The organism is Candidatus Zixiibacteriota bacterium, from assembly GCA_019038695.1.
Classification (GTDB): Bacteria; Zixibacteria; MSB-5A5; order GN15; family FEB-12; genus B120-G9.
The window spans coordinates 80,975-97,499 of record JAHOYZ010000001.1; the positions used below are offsets into that span (position 1 = coordinate 80,975).

The 16,525-nt window shown below is 49.7% G+C and carries 15 protein-coding genes; 3 read left to right on the forward strand and 12 right to left on the reverse strand.

The window, feature by feature from the left end; all coding sequences use genetic code 11:
- Positions 1-27: 27 nt before the first annotated feature.
- The 3 genes from KOO62_00345 to KOO62_00355 all read right to left on the reverse strand — a co-directional run bounded on the left by KOO62_00345 (position 28) and on the right by KOO62_00355 (position 1,592).
- Positions 28-633, reverse strand: coding sequence for a phasin family protein (locus tag KOO62_00345; protein ID MBU8932431.1), 606 nt, complete (start codon positions 631-633; stop codon positions 28-30).
- 64 nt (positions 634-697) lie between these two features.
- A complete protein-coding gene (locus KOO62_00350; protein ID MBU8932432.1) occupies positions 698-1,099 on the reverse strand; it encodes a response regulator in 402 nt (133 codons plus the stop codon).
- Positions 1,100-1,190: 91 nt separating this feature from the next.
- Complete coding sequence (locus tag KOO62_00355) at positions 1,191-1,592, reverse strand: response regulator (protein ID MBU8932433.1); 402 nt, start codon at positions 1,590-1,592, stop codon at positions 1,191-1,193.
- 177 nt (positions 1,593-1,769) lie between these two features.
- Here KOO62_00355 and smpB point away from each other — a divergent pair, with 177 nt between their 5' ends.
- Complete coding sequence (gene smpB / locus KOO62_00360) at positions 1,770-2,231, forward strand: SsrA-binding protein SmpB (GenBank protein ID MBU8932434.1); 462 nt, start codon at positions 1,770-1,772, stop codon at positions 2,229-2,231.
- A gap of 3 nt (positions 2,232-2,234) precedes the next feature.
- A complete protein-coding gene (locus tag KOO62_00365; protein ID MBU8932435.1) occupies positions 2,235-3,734 on the forward strand; it encodes an N-acetylmuramoyl-L-alanine amidase in 1,500 nt (499 codons plus the stop codon).
- A 101-nt stretch (positions 3,735-3,835) separates the two neighbouring features.
- Here the strand turns inward: KOO62_00365 and KOO62_00370 are convergent, their stop codons facing one another.
- From KOO62_00370 to KOO62_00380, 3 genes are read right to left on the reverse strand one after another with little or no spacing between them, the layout of a single operon-like run.
- Positions 3,836-4,840, reverse strand: a complete 1,005-nt coding sequence (locus KOO62_00370; protein ID MBU8932436.1) for a diguanylate cyclase — start codon at positions 4,838-4,840, stop codon at positions 3,836-3,838.
- Positions 4,770-5,681 carry a site-specific tyrosine recombinase XerD gene (gene xerD, locus KOO62_00375; GenBank protein ID MBU8932437.1) on the reverse strand — a complete coding sequence of 304 codons (912 nt, stop codon included), beginning with the start codon at positions 5,679-5,681 and terminating at the stop codon, positions 4,770-4,772. Before xerD ends, KOO62_00370 begins: the two co-directional genes overlap by 71 nt.
- Positions 5,682-5,687: 6 nt before the next feature.
- Entirely contained in the window at positions 5,688-6,392 is a 705-nt protein-coding gene (locus KOO62_00380; GenBank protein ID MBU8932438.1) for a ComF family protein, read from the reverse strand.
- Positions 6,393-6,592: 200 nt separating this feature from the next.
- Here KOO62_00380 and KOO62_00385 point away from each other — a divergent pair, with 200 nt between their 5' ends.
- Entirely contained in the window at positions 6,593-8,317 is a 1,725-nt protein-coding gene (locus KOO62_00385; protein MBU8932439.1) for a M28 family peptidase, read from the forward strand.
- Between the two features lie 20 nt (positions 8,318-8,337).
- On the opposite strand, the gene KOO62_00390 is transcribed toward KOO62_00385, so the two are convergent.
- From KOO62_00390 to KOO62_00415, 6 genes are read right to left on the reverse strand one after another with little or no spacing between them, the layout of a single operon-like run.
- On the reverse strand, positions 8,338-10,494 hold the full coding sequence (locus tag KOO62_00390) for a bifunctional (p)ppGpp synthetase/guanosine-3',5'-bis(diphosphate) 3'-pyrophosphohydrolase (protein ID MBU8932440.1): 2,157 nt from the start codon (positions 10,492-10,494) through the stop codon (positions 8,338-8,340).
- 10 nt (positions 10,495-10,504) lie between these two features.
- Positions 10,505-11,545 carry a glycosyltransferase family 9 protein gene (locus tag KOO62_00395; protein MBU8932441.1) on the reverse strand — a complete coding sequence of 347 codons (1,041 nt, stop codon included), beginning with the start codon at positions 11,543-11,545 and terminating at the stop codon, positions 10,505-10,507.
- A complete protein-coding gene (locus KOO62_00400) occupies positions 11,529-12,329 on the reverse strand; it encodes a glycosyltransferase family 2 protein (GenBank protein MBU8932442.1) in 801 nt (266 codons plus the stop codon). The genes KOO62_00395 and KOO62_00400 overlap by 17 nt, the downstream gene beginning before the upstream one ends.
- A complete protein-coding gene (locus KOO62_00405; GenBank protein MBU8932443.1) occupies positions 12,308-13,426 on the reverse strand; it encodes a glycosyltransferase family 9 protein in 1,119 nt (372 codons plus the stop codon). Before KOO62_00405 ends, KOO62_00400 begins: the two co-directional genes overlap by 22 nt.
- Complete coding sequence (locus KOO62_00410; GenBank protein ID MBU8932444.1) at positions 13,419-14,546, reverse strand: glycosyltransferase family 4 protein; 1,128 nt, start codon at positions 14,544-14,546, stop codon at positions 13,419-13,421. The genes KOO62_00405 and KOO62_00410 overlap by 8 nt, the downstream gene beginning before the upstream one ends.
- Entirely contained in the window at positions 14,543-16,393 is a 1,851-nt protein-coding gene (locus KOO62_00415; protein MBU8932445.1) for an ABC transporter ATP-binding protein/permease, read from the reverse strand. The genes KOO62_00410 and KOO62_00415 overlap by 4 nt, the downstream gene beginning before the upstream one ends.
- Between the last annotated feature and the right edge of the window lie 132 nt (positions 16,394-16,525).

Genomic DNA, 16,525 nt, shown 5'->3' on the forward strand with positions numbered 1-16,525 from the left:
GAATGGTTAGATTGCTGCTGATCCAACCTACTTAGCAGCCAGCTTCTTCTCTAGGTTCTTGACAGCCTTTGTGAGTTTGTCCACTTTGTTTTCCAATTTCTTTACATCAGAAGACTTGATCAAGGTGTACTGCTTGATCTCCTTAGCCACTCGTGTTATTTCCTTCTGGGCTTTGCCTGCCTCCGCAGAGACCTTGTCACGAATTTTGGCCGTCGATTTCTCTGCCTTTTCAAGCAGTTCCAGAACGGCTGTCTTGCGCTCCGATTCGTTGAGTTCACCTTTCTTGATAAGCTCGTCGATGATTTTCTCGGCCTTCGCCTTGGTCACCTGAAAAGCGCCTATCGAGGCTAGTACGGTGTGTTTCAAAATAGACATGGACTTGGCTCCTCCTAATTCAATTATGTGCGTCATTAACGATCTCGAAACCTGGGCATCTTCCCACGACTCTGCCTCAACCAACATGATCCTTCCCAGAACAGCCGTGGTGATATCCCGGCCTGTGTCACTCTCAATAACCTGCACCTCCACGCCTGACCTGATAAGTTGAGCCACATCCCGCTGGGTGATAGTGGCGCTGGCTGTCGTATCGTAGAGCCTTCGGTTGCTGTAGCGCTTTATTAATCTCATGTTCACTCAATAGTATTATAGTGCGGTGCACAATTTTGTCAACAAAAAAAAGCACCCTGACTGCGATTCATCAAGTATGTCTGGTTGACATAAGGACTATGTTAACAATTTCCAGGAGACGTTCACAGGAGAAGGGTTTTTTGATGAACATGTCGCCGCCGACTTTGAATGATCGTCCCATATCATCGTTGCGATCCTTACCGGTTAGGAATATGACCGGCGTCGTGGCCAGCTTACTGTCCTTCTTCAAGGCTTCGCAAATATCATAGCCATCGACATCGGGCATCATAATGTCCAGTAGTATTACGTCCGGCAGAAACTCACGGGCCACGTCACAGACCTTCATCGGAGAATTCTCGACAACCACCCGGTAGCCAGCCTCACCCAGGAATGCCTGCACTATTTCAGTGATCTCTGGCTCATCATCTACGACCAACACTTTGGCTGCGGCTATATCAATATTATGTGACATCAATACGCTTGTCCCAGTTCAAGTGGTCAACTCTTTGATGCTCATATATGCAAATTCGGAACAATCAACCGAAAACTTAACAAAACGACCTTTATTGTTCACCCAACGAGAGCAGGGCGAGTTCAACTACGTTACTTATCTGTTGAGTGCTGAACGGTTTGCGTAAGTATGAAACTCCACCACTGGCAAACGCCTTCCCTGCATCCTCACCTGGAGCCTGACCTGTAAGAAATATAATTGGAGTGCTTACCAGCTCCGGAATCGCTTTTATCTTCTCTGCCGTCTCATAACCGTTCATACCCGGCATCGTAATATCCATCAAAATCAAGTCCGGTGATTGTTCCACGGCCATTGTAACCGCCGAGGAACCTTCAGTAGCAATCAGAACCTCATAACCACCCTTGGTAAGTATTGTGCTGAGAACACCAGTAATGGTTGGTTCGTCATCTACAACAAGGATAGTTCTGGTCGTTGTCGCAGTAGATTCACTCATAATAGTCTCCACAATATCTAAATATGAAGATTTCATTTTGACCCAAAACCTTCGTTGTACTATGTCGGCTGTTGGATCTCTGTACTTTAGCTATCTCGGACCCGTCCACCTCCCAATCAGACCGAAACAGGCCTTTTTAGATTGCTCCGCTTTGTTTTCTCTCTTATCGTGCAACCAATGAGTGATAAGGATGATGTGCGCTATATTGCCCGTAATCGTAAGGCCCGGCGCGATTACCACATTCGCGATACCATCGAGGCCGGTATTGAGCTTAGAGGGAGCGAGGTCAAATCTCTCCGGAGCGGTAAAGCTACAATCACGGATGCCTATGCGGTAGTTGAAGATGGACAGGTTGTTCTGAAAAAACTGCACATATCCCCGTACAAAATGGCTCAGGAACCGCACGATCCTCTGCGACCCCGACGTCTTCTGTTACACAAGCGACAAATTCGTAAGTTGTTTTCCCTCACTGAGCAACGTGGCTACACATTGATTGTTCTGTCCATATACTTCCGAAACAATCTTGTCAAAGTCGAACTTGCCGTAGCAGAGGGACGTAAAAGACATGACAAGCGACACATAATTGAGAAGGCCGATGCTGACCGGCGTATACGGCAGGCCACTCAAAAGAAGTACTGAGTCATGTTGAAGCTTCGTACATTTAAATGGATGATCGTTCTTGGCACCATTTTGGGCGTAGTCTATGGTGCGTCGGTTACCGCCAAAACAATTAAAGTAGTAGTCTCCGGCGGCTCCGAGAAGATCAAGGCGTTTGACAATGATCAGGTGACCTTTTTTTCACTGTCCGAGTTCGCTCAAATCGCTGGCGGAATGCTGGATTGGGAGATGATCGGACACCGCGTATCGTACACTCTCGACACTAATCGATTCAGTTTTGTTCTGGACGCACCATTTTTCAAGCTCAACGATCAGATCTACAATATTACTTTCCCGGTCGAACTTCGCCAGGGGCAGCTATTCGTACCTGCGGCAACTTTTGTTCCTTTCCTGGACCGGGTATTGCCACAGAAGATAACCTGGGACCCCGACAAAAACACTTTACGGATCGATTCCGAATATTTCAACGTTACTGACTTGAGCATCTCAGCCAAAGCCAACGGTCTACTCATCGAAGTCTTCCTGACCAGTGCCCTTGCCTACGAGGTTTTTGTCACCGAAGGTAACTGGATCAATATCTCTGTCCGTGACGGCATGCTGAATCGTACGCAGATTCTCTCTCGGCGCGACCGGCGATACATGTATGATCTTAAAGCGCACCAGGTCGATGGTGCCGGACAGGTTTCGATGCGACTTCGGGCAAAGACAAACAACTGGCATCACAAGCTTCAGTACGACCCGCCGCGTATCCAGATTTCGATAGTTGATGAGGGTTTTGCAATCGACACGTCCGACACGCCGGTCAGTGTCGGACCTGACAACAAGATCGACGTGATCGTCATCGATCCCGGGCACGGCGGCAAGCATTCGGGGGCGGTCGGTAGAGGGGGTACCCGTGAGAAGGATGTTGCATTGGCTGTCAGCAAGAAACTGGCCAATTTGATTCGAAAGGATAAACAGTTCAAGGTCATCATGACTCGTGACCGTGACAAGACGGTAACGCTTGAGCAGCGAGCCAAAGTAGCCAATGATGCCGGTGCGGATCTCTTTTTGTCAATACATGCCAACTCAAGTGTCCGCCGATCAGTTCGTGGTTGGAATGTCTTCTATCTGGCTCCGGCCCGGAATGACTCAGCTCGCGCTGTTGCACAGTTCGAAAACAGTGCTTTCCTGCGAGACCGTGATATTGGTGAGGCTGTGAATGATGAAGATGACCTGTTTGCCGATCCCATTCTGACCATCCTGAACGAGATGATAATGACCGAATTTCAGAAGGAATCTCTCGACTTCGCTACGATGATCGATCGTGAGTTCAGACGATCACTGAAGACGCCGGCGCGCGGGGTTGATATGGCCGCCTTTTTTGTTCTTAATCGTGTCTTCTCACCCTCGGTCCTAATTGAGACTGGCTTCATCTCTAATCGCACCGAAGAGAAACTCCTGAAGAGCAAGAAGTACCAGCAGCAGGTTGCCGAGGGCATCTACCGCGCCATAAAAAGGTTCAAATCCAAATACGAACAGTAACCTATCGACTTAGACAATCCCCAAGATTATTGCTCATTCGCCTGGTGTTGTTGGTTATATGAAAACAACGATTGAAACCAGATCCGCTGGATATTGGAGTTTTAGTATTTCTGGCGACGCTCGACAAGGTAGTTGGACCCCTCACGTGCCTTCGTTGCTTTCTTAAGGTCAGCCAGCATTTTTGACATCTCCCCCATATGCGAGAAAGTGCCGTTGATGTTTAGAAGAACAGCAATGGACAAGGTCAGGAGAGGAAATCTCTCAACCTCTCCCCGGCGTCCAACTGTTGTGATATGGCCACGCTCGCGGTCTTCTTCTTTGTAGCGGTATGGGATTATCGAGTCAAAGGTCTTGAGTACAGCCTCACATATCTGATCAACCTGACTAATGGGGATTATGAAGATATAGTCGTCGCCGGCAATATGCCCGACAAACCCGCCGGGACATAGATCAAATACGGCATCTTTGATAATCCTGGCTGTAAGCCGGATGACCCTGTCGCCAAACACATATCCGTAGTAATCATTGTAGGCTTTGAAATTGTCCAGATCGGCGTAGCAGACCGCAAACTCTGATCCCGCCTTCAATTGACGATTGACCTCACGCTCAATAATCGTTGGCCCAGGTAACTGTGTAGATGGATTGATAGCTTGATCTCGTTTGCTGCGTTCTATGGCTTTGCGGATTCGAACTTCAACTAGTTTTTCGACCCATTGGCCGTGAATAAAATCTTCAGCGCCACTCTGATACGCAGCCACCATGACATCTCTGGGTGGCTCAGGATGGTAAAGGATCACCGGTATGATTGACAGAAATACATTTTCTTTAATGGAGCGCACCAGTTCGATATCTCGAATCATATCCGAGCGGCTGCCGATCATGATCATGTCAATCTGATAACGACGGCAGATCGTCAAAAGGGACGACAGAGTGTCGAACCTATGGATGACAACTTTCTCCCCCCGATAGAACTGTTCCAGATGGAAGTCAATGCTCACTCCCGACTGCTTCAGCGCAAAATGATAGCATGTAGTCTCAGGCGGATCGGTCGTCTTTGGACCCGGCCAATTCTCGAGGATGGTATTTTCGGTGCTCAGCAACGACATAATCCCGGTCAATCCTGGTATAAATCTGTGTCGTACTAATATCGGCATGACCGAGCATTTCTTGCACTATTCTTAAATCCGCGCCCCCTTCTATCATGTGAGTTGCAAATGAATGTCGGAACGTGTGCGGTGACACCGACTTGCTGATCCCCGCTCGCTGGACATATCGACGAATAAGCTTCCACAATCCCACCCGCGAAAACGGATTCCGGAATCTGTTAAGAAGCAGGTGGTTACCTGCCTCCGGTGATGGCCGCGAAATATCGGAACGAAGATACATCTCCAGCGCCTCCCGGGCAAACCGCCCCAAAGGCACCAATCGCTGTTTGTTGCCCTTGCCGGTAACCCGAATAAATCCGGCTTCGGTCTCAATGTCGTTGACCTTAAGAGCTACCAATTCCGATATCCGTAATCCACTGCCGTACAGAAACTCAATCACCATCCGGTCGCGCCACCCTGCCGGTCGCCCAAGATCAATACTGTCGATAATCTGTTGTATCTCGGCTGGGGAGAGATAGTCGGGATGATATCGTGATATTTTCGGTGCCGACAGTGTGGCAAATGGATTCTGTTTCACAACATCGGCATCCAGCAAATAGTTAAAGAATCCTTTCAACGACGATATTTTCCTTGCAACCGTGGACGGTTTGCGGTCCGCCAGACAGAGGGTGGCCACAAAGTCATTTGCAGACGAAATCCTGATATGCTCGATGGAGGACTTCTGTGTCGTTCCAGCAAACTCCAACAGATCACGCCGGTAGGATCTGATCGTGTTGTCGGACAGACCACGTTCCATCTTCAGATGGTCCAGGTAATCGTCAATGAGTGTCTGGATCTTCATAAGCGATCACACCCCGTGAGCCAGCGCAACTACCCCGACCACAGTATGCCCGGCAGCAACAAGGATTTTCTTGGCCTCCGTCACCGTAGCTCCACTCGTTACAACATCATCGACCAGAATGATTCTCAACTTCGTTGTTGGTATCTCGGGTACCGAAAACACACCCTGGATATTTTTCTCTCGCTTAGCTACAGCCAGTTTCGACTGGGGACGTCGTCTCTTGGTTCGCTGTATGAGATGTTCATCAACGGTCAATTCAATCAGTGGAGCGAGACTCTCGGCAATAATACGAGCCTGATTATAGCCTCGCTTATGCTCCCGATATGGATGTAACGGAATCGGTACCAAACAGTCCGCAGAGAGCTCTTTTAGCTGAGGAGCAAACGCCTTGGCCAGAGCAGAGACCAACGTTTCAACCGGAGGTAGAACGTCTCGGAATTTGAATTGAATGATGATGTCACGCAATGGAGTCTGGTGGTAGTTGCCATAGGCAAAGAGCGGAAGGCTGTCATCGGCGCAAACAGGACATTTCACGTCCGAGCTTAGGACCGTCCCGCAACTAAGACAGGTCGGCCTGTTGAATACATCAATCATCCGGCGACAGCGGACACAGATACCTGTGCTCGAATCATCATAATGCCCGCATCCGGCACACAGTGGGGGGAATACAAAATCCAGCATACCCGTCAGAATCGGGTGTATCTTTCTCACATCCAGAACCATGCGCTATTATGCAGACAAGTACGCCACAGATCAACAAGAACCACTGAGTCGCACGAAGCTCTCGATGGCAGTCGCGAAAACACCAGTCAACCGTCAGACAGAAAAGGGCTGACATTCACGGGGATACAAACCATATTGACCTGACGAGAAAACAGATTGCGATCATATTGGCCGGGAAGGAACTGGTAATGAAACTCTCTTTGATAGTAGCATTAGTGCTCGCCATAACGGCATGCACACCAACAGCGAGTGGCGAAGCGAAGTACGAAATTACGACTGACTCAATCTATAATCACATTGCCGTCCTTGCTCACGATTCCCTGGAAGGTCGCCGCGTTGGCTACGAAGGCGAAATCAAGGCCGCTAAATACATCTACAACATCATGTCCACTGCCGGCCTCGAACCGAAGGGAGACTCATCGACATTTCTGCAATCCTTCATTTTCACCAAGAAGATCGAGTATGGAGAAGCAAATAGCCTGACACTCAACGGTGAGCAGTTGGAACTGAAAAGCGAATTTCTGCCTATGCGTCAATCAGCCAGTATTGTCTTTGATTTCACCGGGATTGTAGACGTTGGCTACGGTATCACCGTAGATTCAAGTGAAGGTGACTACGACGACTATGCCGGAGTTGATACTGAAGGCAAGGCCGTGATCGTAAGAAGATTTGCTCCAGAGACGACTGACAGCACACAACCAGATCTGGACCGTTACAGTTCCCTGACGAATAAGATAAGCAATGCTCTTGATCACAAGGCGGCGGCTGTGTTTTTTGTTACACCACCTGACCATGATGACACTCTCCGGGGGGGCGGTCCGGTGCGGGTTTCACCCAAGGAAATCCCCATAGTCTTTCTTCGTCGCGCCGGTCTTGAACGGTTGGGGCTGGACATAGATTCTCCTGATATCAGCAGTCTTACCGGTGAAGTTGATATTTATAAGATACGTGACACCGGCTATAATGTCGTTGGATACATTCCGACCGCCAATGACACCACCGTGATCTTTGGTGCGCACTATGACCACCTCGGTTGGGGGGGACCGGGTTCGGGATCGCGCTACCTTGGCGAAGAACCAATGATCCACAACGGTGCCGACGATAACGGCTCAGGGACAGCGGCTCTACTTGAGTTGGCCCGCTACTTTGCAGACAGGAAACGTGAGATAAAATACTCTATGCTTTTCATCGCTTTCTCAGGCGAGGAATTTGGCGTGCTTGGTTCCAGCCACTACGCCCGCCATATGACTATTGACTCGTCGAAAGTGCGCATGATGATTAACATGGATATGATTGGCCGCCTGGCGGAACAGGATAAAGGTCTGGCGATTATGGGTACCGGTACCTGTCCCGAATTCAAGATTTACCTCGATTCTCTTGATGTGACTGATCTCAAGTTAGCTCTCAAGGAATCAGGTATGGGACCATCCGATCATGCCTCTTTTTATAATCGCGGCATACCCGTCCTCAATTTCTTCACTGGCGCTCATGAGGACTACCATAAGCCCGAAGACGACATTGAAAAACTCGATTGTGATGGCATTGTACGAGTAGCCTCACTTGTAGCTGATATTACTTCACACTTCGATCGCTTCGACGGTCCCCTGACTTTCCAGAAAACAAAAACCCCGGAAGGTATGTCAGCCCGTAGTAATTTCTCAGTCACCCTGGGAATCATGCCCGATTTCATTTCGGAAGTAAACGGTCTTGGTGTTGACGGCGTTTCACCTGATCGCCCTGGTGAAAGAGCCGGTCTTATCGAGGGAGATGTCATTATCAAGATGGGTGACATCAAGATCGGCGATATCTACGACTACATGAATGCCCTCGGGAAGTTCCGTAAAGGAGACACAACCTCTGTAGCAGTTGTACGTCTCTTAGATACGTTGCAGATGGAAGTGATCTTCGAATAGATTGAAGGCAGCTCAAGAACCTAATTAGTGTCCGCAGGCGGGTCACCCTGTTCACCACCCCGCATGCGTGTCACAGTCACGACACCCTTGACATTCCGCAGTTTGTCCATAACGCGATTCAAGTGTGACAGCGAAGACACTTCGACCACGAACTGACCTGCGGCCGTGGTATCGCGAGCAATCATCTCCGCCGCTCGCACATTGGTGTCGGTGTCACTCAGCGCTTCCATTATGTCTCGTAGAATGTTCCTGCGATCCTCCACGATCGTCTCCAATCGGACGAGGAATGATTGACCACGACCGGCATCCCAGCTCACCTCGATCTCACGTTCGGGACTCTGCGTTTTGAGATCTGTGGCCACGTTGCAATCGGCCCGGTGTACTGTTACACCACGTCCACGAGTAATGAAGCCGACAATATCCTCGCCGGGAATCGGCTGGCAGCAACCGGCAAAACGAAACATCATATTGTCCAAGCCATGAACCCTGATTCCTTTGGAACCACGAATCCGATCAATGACTTTATTTACAAAACCGACTGCCCGTTTCGGTTCCTCAGGCTGGATCAATGTAATTACGTGCTGGGCCGAGATGTCGCCGTTGCCAATCGCCGCCAAGAGGTCTTCCACCGATTTACGGCTCAGTTGTTCGGCATATTCCTGCATGATAGTTTCATTTGGTATATTGATGCGTTGTGCTCTCAACTTGCGCTGCAATATTTCCCGCCCAAGAATAACTGACTGCTCAAATCCAACCTGCTTGAGCCACTTGCGAATCTTACTCCGGGCCGACGAAGTGTGCACTAGTTTGAGCCAGTCATGGGACGGAGTGCGCTTCTTATTGGTGATGATCTCAACCATGTCGCCTGTCTGTAGCTCCGTTGAGAGCGGCTGGAGACGTTTGTTGATTTTGGCTCCGGCACAATGGATGCCGACCTCGGTGTGGATCTGAAATGCAAAATCCAGTGGCGTAGCCCCTTTGGGCAAATGAACTAACCGACCGTCAGGAGCATAGACGAAGATATCCTCCGAATACAGGTCAATCTTCAGATACTCCAGGAAATCGGCAGGGTTGGTCATGTCCTTTTGCCACTCGAGAACATCCCGCAACCAGACCATTTGACGGTCCGATTTGCCCATATCCTGGCGACCTTCCTTATATAGCCAGTGAGCCGCTATTCCGTTTTCGGCAATATGGTGCATCTGGTGGGTTCTGATTTGTATTTCCACCGGATGATTCTCGGGACCAAAGACGGTCGTATGTAGAGAGCGATAGCCGTTCGGTTTGGGATTGGCTATGTAATCATGAAACCTGTTCTCAATCGGCTTCCACATCGAATGGATGGTCCCCATTGTGTGATAGCATTCACGAACAGTACGCACGATACACCTGATGGCGAACAAATCGTAAATCTCATCGAACGGGACACCGCGCACGCTGATCTTGCGATAGACTGAGCCAAGATGCTTGGCCCGTCCATGAACGGTGGCGGTAATCCCGGCCTCGACCAGGGCAGTCTTGAGCGGTTTGACAACTTTCTTAATGTAGGTAGAACGCTCAGCTCTACTGGCAGCTACGCTTTGAGACAACTCGTTATATACATCCGGTTCGATAAACTTCAACGACAGGTCTTCAAGCTCTGTTTTGATCTTGTTGATTCCGAAACGATGCGCCAGCGGACAGTATATGTCCCGTGTCTCGCTCGCGATTCGAATGCGCCTCTCCGGTGGCAGAGCTCCAAGTGATCTCATGTTGTGTAGTCGGTCGGCCAGCTTGATCAGTATCACTCGGATATCTTTTGCCATTGTCAGAAGCATCTTGCGACAATACTCGGCCTGGCGCTCTTCCCGCGACTTGTACTCGACCGATCCAATCTTAGTTACACCATCAATCAGATCGGCAATCTCATCACCAAACTCCTGTCGCAATTGTTCGAGGGAGATGTCGGTATCCTCAACGACATCATGTAAAAGTCCGGCCGCCAGTGTAGTCGAATCCATATGCTGCTCAGCCAGGATAAAGGCTACTTCAAGGCAGTGCTCCACATACGGCTCTCCCGACACCCGCCTCTGACCGGCGTGGGCACTGTCCGAAAACTCATACGCTTTACGCACTAACGGTATGTTCACATTGGCATTGAATGATTCAATATGGATGATGAATTCTGCTAGATTCACGTGGTTGCCTCTATGTGCCGTAACTCTCAAGGCTGCTGATTACTTCGTCGGCTACCCGCTCTATCGAGATCGTTTCCATGCATCGGCAGCGTCGGGGCGGACACTGGCAATCCGGGTTCGGAGGCTGGATCACTCTATGCTGGTTCCCGACCGGTCCCCAACGCTGCGGCGACATAACCTTACGTCCCGAATACAAGCCCACCACTCTGGTTCCCACCGCTGTAGCCAGATGTAGCGGGCCGGTGGAGTTGGCAACCACCACTTCCGCCAGCGACAAAACGGCCGCTAATGTCCGAAGATCTGTCTCACCGGAGATATCGCGCAGATCAAGATTCATCTGGTGTGCCATCTTACGGATTTGTCCGCCTTCTCTCTCAGACCCCGATATCGCGACTTCTACACCCCTCTCTCGTAGTTGCCGGTACAACCTCAGGAAACGCTCAGGAGACCACCCCTCGGCAGAACCGCCTGAGCCGGGATGAAGTACTACGAATGATCCGTCTACCCCAACCTTCCGGAGAATCCGTTGGGCGTTACTGAGTTCCTTCTCCTTCAGAAACACATGCGGCGTTCTCGCTATCTTACCATCCCGGAAAAACTCCAGGAAGTCTAGATTATACTCATACTCATGTCTTTTGTTGGTCCGCCGGCTGTGAAACAAGTGCTGGTTGAAAAATACAGAATGGAATCGACCAGCGGTGCCAATGCGAGCAGAAATACCAGCTTTGTAGAATAGTTGTGATATGCGACGCTCGGGATACAAGGCCACTACGACGCGGTATTCACCCAGACGGATGCGATGAAGTAAATCCTTCTTGTAAAGCTTGTCGATCATTAGCTGATCATTTTGCACACGCACGATACGATCAATGCTGGGGTTGTTCTCAAGAATGGGTGAGGCGTATAGCGAACTTAAGACGTCCACCCGACATTCTGGATACCGCGCCTTAATCGTCTCTACAAACGGCAGAGCGAGTATGAGGTCTCCAAGCCGGTCGGTACGGCTGATCAGAATGTGATCGTTCGGCTTGAGATCAATCTTCTTTTGCATCTGTCAACATTTCCGATATCTGTTTTTGCTTCTGTATGTGGCGCAGCTTGGCGTACTTGACAAATACCGCCGTTGCCGACAACACCGATACCATGAATCCCTCTACACCATCCCGAAAACCCTGTCGACTAATGAAGTGTGCAATAAACGAGACAGGCGGCCGAAGAACAAGGTCGAACCACCCCGTTCGTCTCCCTTTTTCATACGCCGCTTCCGCACCCAAAGTTGTATAGCGATTGAACCGCCGCAAATATGACTCCAAGTCCGGGTAGCTGTAGTGCAACAATTCTCCCTTGAGACATCCTGTCCGACCGCGAACCTCGACCTTCTCGTGAACCACAGCGTCATTAAAATTACCGTTGGCCTTCCGAAACACCCTTAATATGGGATCAGGATACCACCCGCAATGGTATATCCAGCGGCCGAGAAAATTCGTCCTCCGTTTGACAAAGAAGCCGTCGATATCACCAGGATTCGCAAGCTTTTCTCGAATCTCCCGAGCCAACGCGGGAGTGACTTCCTCATCAGCATCTATCGACAGTATCCACTCCCCGGTAGACTGCTTCACCGCCTCCTGTTTGGCAGGGCCATAACCCTTGAACACCACCGTGAATACTCTCGCCTGGTACTGTCGGGCAATTTCCACTGTCCGATCCGTCGAATCGCTGTCAACCACGACAATCTCGTCGGCCCATACCACTGACTTCAGGCAGCGCTCGATATTGGCCTCTTCGTTCTTCGTAATTATGACCACCGAGATATTCACGGAATCTGCCTTTCGCAATTACTACTCATGACTGCCCGGTATGCTTCATAAACCTGATCAACAGTGATGTCGAAAATATTGTCGTCGTTCCCCGAAACAACTGCGCCCACTTCCTCATCAAAAGGTCGCCACAAAAGGAAATTTTTCATGAAGCAACTGTACAGTCCTACTACCGGAACCCTAAACGAACGTGCAATATGTACTAACGAAGTATCAGGGGTAATCAGTAGGTCAAGCTTTGAGATCAAGGCCGAGGCCGCAACTAGACTCATACCATCCGGCACCAGGTCAACACGCTCCGAGAAATACGCCTTAAGCCACTCAGCCCTTCCACGTTCGGACGGAATCGTAAACAGAATGACTCGATTGGTTGGGAAGTGATCAAGAATCCGTTTAACCAACTCGACCGATTTCTCCTTCGCCCAGATTCGAGTCGGTGATCCAGCCGACAGGTTGTAACCGATGACCGTTTCGGTTGAATCATTATCGCATACTTGGGTAAGGAACTTACTAGCCACTTCCATATTGCTCTGCTTGATGTACGGAGGAGCATAATTGGATATCGAATCCGGCTCTATACCGAAAGCCAACAGCAGCTTCAGCGTATTCTCAATTATGTGCCCGGTATTACCAATTGGATGTTCGTAGTTAAAGTCATAGAAGTCACGATGTTTAACCTTCCCCACGCCTATGCGCGGCTTACCGGGTACCGCTAATTGTGAAAGGAACAACGCCGTCACCGAATCATCACAGATCATGTCAACGACGCAATCATATCCTTCTCTCCTGATGTCCCGGAGTTGCTGAAGGTCTCGCCAGATATTCTTGCGGTAGAGGTAAACACGATCAAAGCGAGGATCATCCCTGATGATCGCAGCGTTACCGGGAGAACCAAGGATTGCGATCTTGATATGGGGGAAATGCTTCCTGAGTCCGTCAAAGACCGGAAATGATATGATCATATCACCAATTTTCTCCGGTCGCAGAAATAGTACTTTCTTGAGATGTCGACCATTGAGTGGCTTGAAGTCGTCGCACCCCTTACGGAGCACACGACTGCACGACTTAAACACAAGTTGCTTGAACCAATGTTCAGCCGGTTTGAACCTATCCACGAGTGTATTCTCCGCTTTCACAGTGCGCCCGAAGATGATTTTCCACCCTGTCAATCATCGTCTCGACTCGAAAATGGCGATGCCACCTATCGCGCCCCGCGCGGCCCATTTCTGCTCGGCGAGCATCATCGTTCATAAGGTCAGCAACGACGATACCAAGACTGTCCGGGGCATTAGGCGGCACCAACACAGCGCATTCATTCTCTTCAACAGCCTCTGGGATTCCCCCCACCGTCGTCGCAACTATCGGTAGACCCGCCCGCATCCCTTCTAGCACGGCAGCCGGAAACCACTCCTCAATAGACGGATGAATCATCATGTCCGCGCCAGCCAACATCTGGTCAAATTCGGTCAGCATACCGGTGAAGACGATCTTATCTGAAAGACCATACTTCTCCACCAACTCCTGAAGCTCATCGCGTAGATATCCGTCACCAATAAAGATAAACCTGGCCAATTGGTTCTTTTGTACAATCTGTCGAGCTGCCTTGATCAAATGTCGATGCCCTTTTTCGTCAACTAATCTTCCCACTGTAACCGCGATCAAAGCATTGATGGGCCAATCATACTTCGCTCTTAGAAGACGTGAGGCCTCCTTATCCGGTCTCGAAAAATCGCGCTCAGCAATACCATTATGGATAACTTCCACATTCTCATCTTTAATATAGCCCAACCGAATTATCTGTTTCTTGAGCGCATGCGATGGAACAATAACGCCGTCAACAAGTCGCGGGGTCAGATAGCGATGAATGAAATTATCTTTGGTAAGATCAACACCAACCCTCCAGATGACTTTGGCGTGTCGTTTCAACTTGGCGGCCAATCCCCCCAGGCGGATATCTTTATTGAAGTTCACTACCACCACGTCTGTACGTTGTTCCTTTAGATACTCCAACAATCTAACGATAGTCACCGGATTGAAGTCTCCGCTGATATTTAAGGGCAAGAGGTCAACATCTGAGCTGGTCATACTTACCCGACGCAGCAACTCCGAGTCTGGCCGACCGGCGACGGTCACACAATGTCCACGTTCAGCAAGACCGCTCGCAGTCAAGCGAATCCATTCCTCCATACCACCGAAAGTTTTGGTTTCGATTGAATTGAGGTAGAGGAGGTTCACCTCTTCCCCCTGAATTGCATATCGTACAGCCTCTTGTACAGGCCATCAATGCCAAGCAAATCATCATGTGTACCGGATTCAGTAATATGACCTTTATCGATCACCATGATACGGTCAGCATTCTTAATAGTCGAAAGACGGTGGGCAATTACCAGTGCAGTGCGGTTTGTCATCAAGCGATCAATCGCCTCTTGGACCAGCATCTCCGACTCGGTATCCAGCGCCGACGTTGCTTCATCAAAAATCAACACTTGCGGATCTCGCAACAACGCCCGAGCAATCGCAATCCGTTGTCTCTGCCCACCGGAGAGCATAACACCGCGATTGCCAACCAGTGTCTCGTAGCCGTTCTCAAACTCCGAGATGAACTCATGGGCATTGGCCATAGTAGCAGCCTCGATCACTTTTTCCGCCGCAATTCCAGTGCTTCCATAAGCAATATTGTTGCGGATCGTATCGTTGAAGAGATATGTCTCCTGGGTTACAATACCCATCAATCCGCGCAGTGATTTCAGCGATAGGTCCCGGATATCGTGACCATCAATCGAGATACGCCCTTCTCCCGGATCATAAAAACGGGGCAGCAAGTCCAGTAGGGTCGATTTGCCTGCACCCGACGGCCCCACAACTGCCACCACTTCGCCTCGATTAACTTCAAACGAGATGTCCGTGAGCACCGGTTCGTTCGCGTTATAGGAAAACGAGAGTGATTCGTAGCGGATATTTTTCTGGAATTTCTCAATCGTTCGAGGCTGCGGTTGCTCCTGAACATCCTCCGTGGCGTCCAGCACATTAAAGATTCGCTCCGCAGCGGCCATCCCCTCCTGCACCTTGATATGCACCTGACTGAGGGACTTGACCGGCTTGATCAACGAAAGCATGGCAACGACGAATGTCATGAAGTCACCAGCTGTCAGTTCGCCGGTACCCTCGATAATCCGCGTACCGGAATAGAGCAGAATCATTATCCCCGCCAATGTAGCCAGGGTATCATTGATTGGCGAAGCCAGGTGTCGGATACGCGTCATGCGTAACAGAGCCCGGAAGTACTCACCAGTAGCTACGAAAAACCTCCGAATCTCCTGTGGCTCCATCGAGAATGCCTTGACGATACGAATGTTACTGGTGACCTCTTCCAGAACCGAATTCACGTCAGCCATTTTCTCCTGCGAACGTGCCGAGTACTTACGCATCTTGTATCCGACAAACCAGATGAAGCCAAACACCACCGGCATAATCACCATCGATAACAGGGTCAGCTTCCAACTGAGGATAAGCAGGAACGAAGTCAATACTATCGTCATTACCGAATCAGTGACAAGGCGATTGAAACCGATATCTATCGCATCGTTGAGTACCGTCACATCGTTGGTGACCCGACTGATTATCTGGCCCGTGCGTCGACGATGGAAATAGCCCAATGACAAGCGCTGGTATTTTTCGAACAGGCGGTTGCGAAAACTGCGAATGACCGATTGATGCACAAACGCCATGAAGAACCCCTGCAGGTAATGAAACAGGTTCTTCGCCACCACAATCGAAAGTGCCAGCCAACAGAAATTGACCAGCATATCACGTCGACTGTCAGCTGCCACCGCCTGATTGATCCAACCGTTGATCGTGCCCTTCAAGTCCGAAACTGTGGTCGAAACTTGCTCCACCGCGTCGGCACCACCAATTTCCGCCGTGTAAGGCGAGTCTATCTGAAATAAGACCATCAGCAGTGGACCGAACATCCACACTAACAATCCCGCGAAAATGGCATGAAGAGCCGCCGAACCGGAAGCAACTACAAGCGGCTTCCAGTAAGGTTTGAGAACTCCAAATGTTCGTCCATATAGGTTCAACAGTCAACTCCATCAAATAATGGTAAGCTTTTAATATGATACATTAACATGAACATGTCAACCCGCATAAGGCCGTGTGTCAAGGCAAAGTAGAAATGTCCTATTTTTAGCAAAGTAGAAATGTCCTATTTG

Coding starts and splice junctions, on each gene's coding strand:
- KOO62_00350 (MBU8932432.1), bottom strand. CDS start 1,099: ATGTCACATAATATTGATATAGCCGCAGCCAAAGTGTTGGTCGTAGAT.
- KOO62_00355 (MBU8932433.1), bottom strand. CDS start 1,592: ATGAGTGAATCTACTGCGACAACGACCAGAACTATCCTTGTTGTAGAT.
- smpB (MBU8932434.1), top strand. CDS start 1,770: ATGAGTGATAAGGATGATGTGCGCTATATTGCCCGTAATCGTAAGGCC.
- KOO62_00365 (MBU8932435.1), top strand. CDS start 2,235: ATGTTGAAGCTTCGTACATTTAAATGGATGATCGTTCTTGGCACCATT.
- KOO62_00370 (MBU8932436.1), bottom strand. CDS start 4,840: ATGTCGTTGCTGAGCACCGAAAATACCATCCTCGAGAATTGGCCGGGT.
- xerD (MBU8932437.1), bottom strand. CDS start 5,681: ATGAAGATCCAGACACTCATTGACGATTACCTGGACCATCTGAAGATG.
- KOO62_00385 (MBU8932439.1), top strand. CDS start 6,593: ATGAAACTCTCTTTGATAGTAGCATTAGTGCTCGCCATAACGGCATGC.
- KOO62_00395 (MBU8932441.1), bottom strand. CDS start 11,545: ATGCAAAAGAAGATTGATCTCAAGCCGAACGATCACATTCTGATCAGC.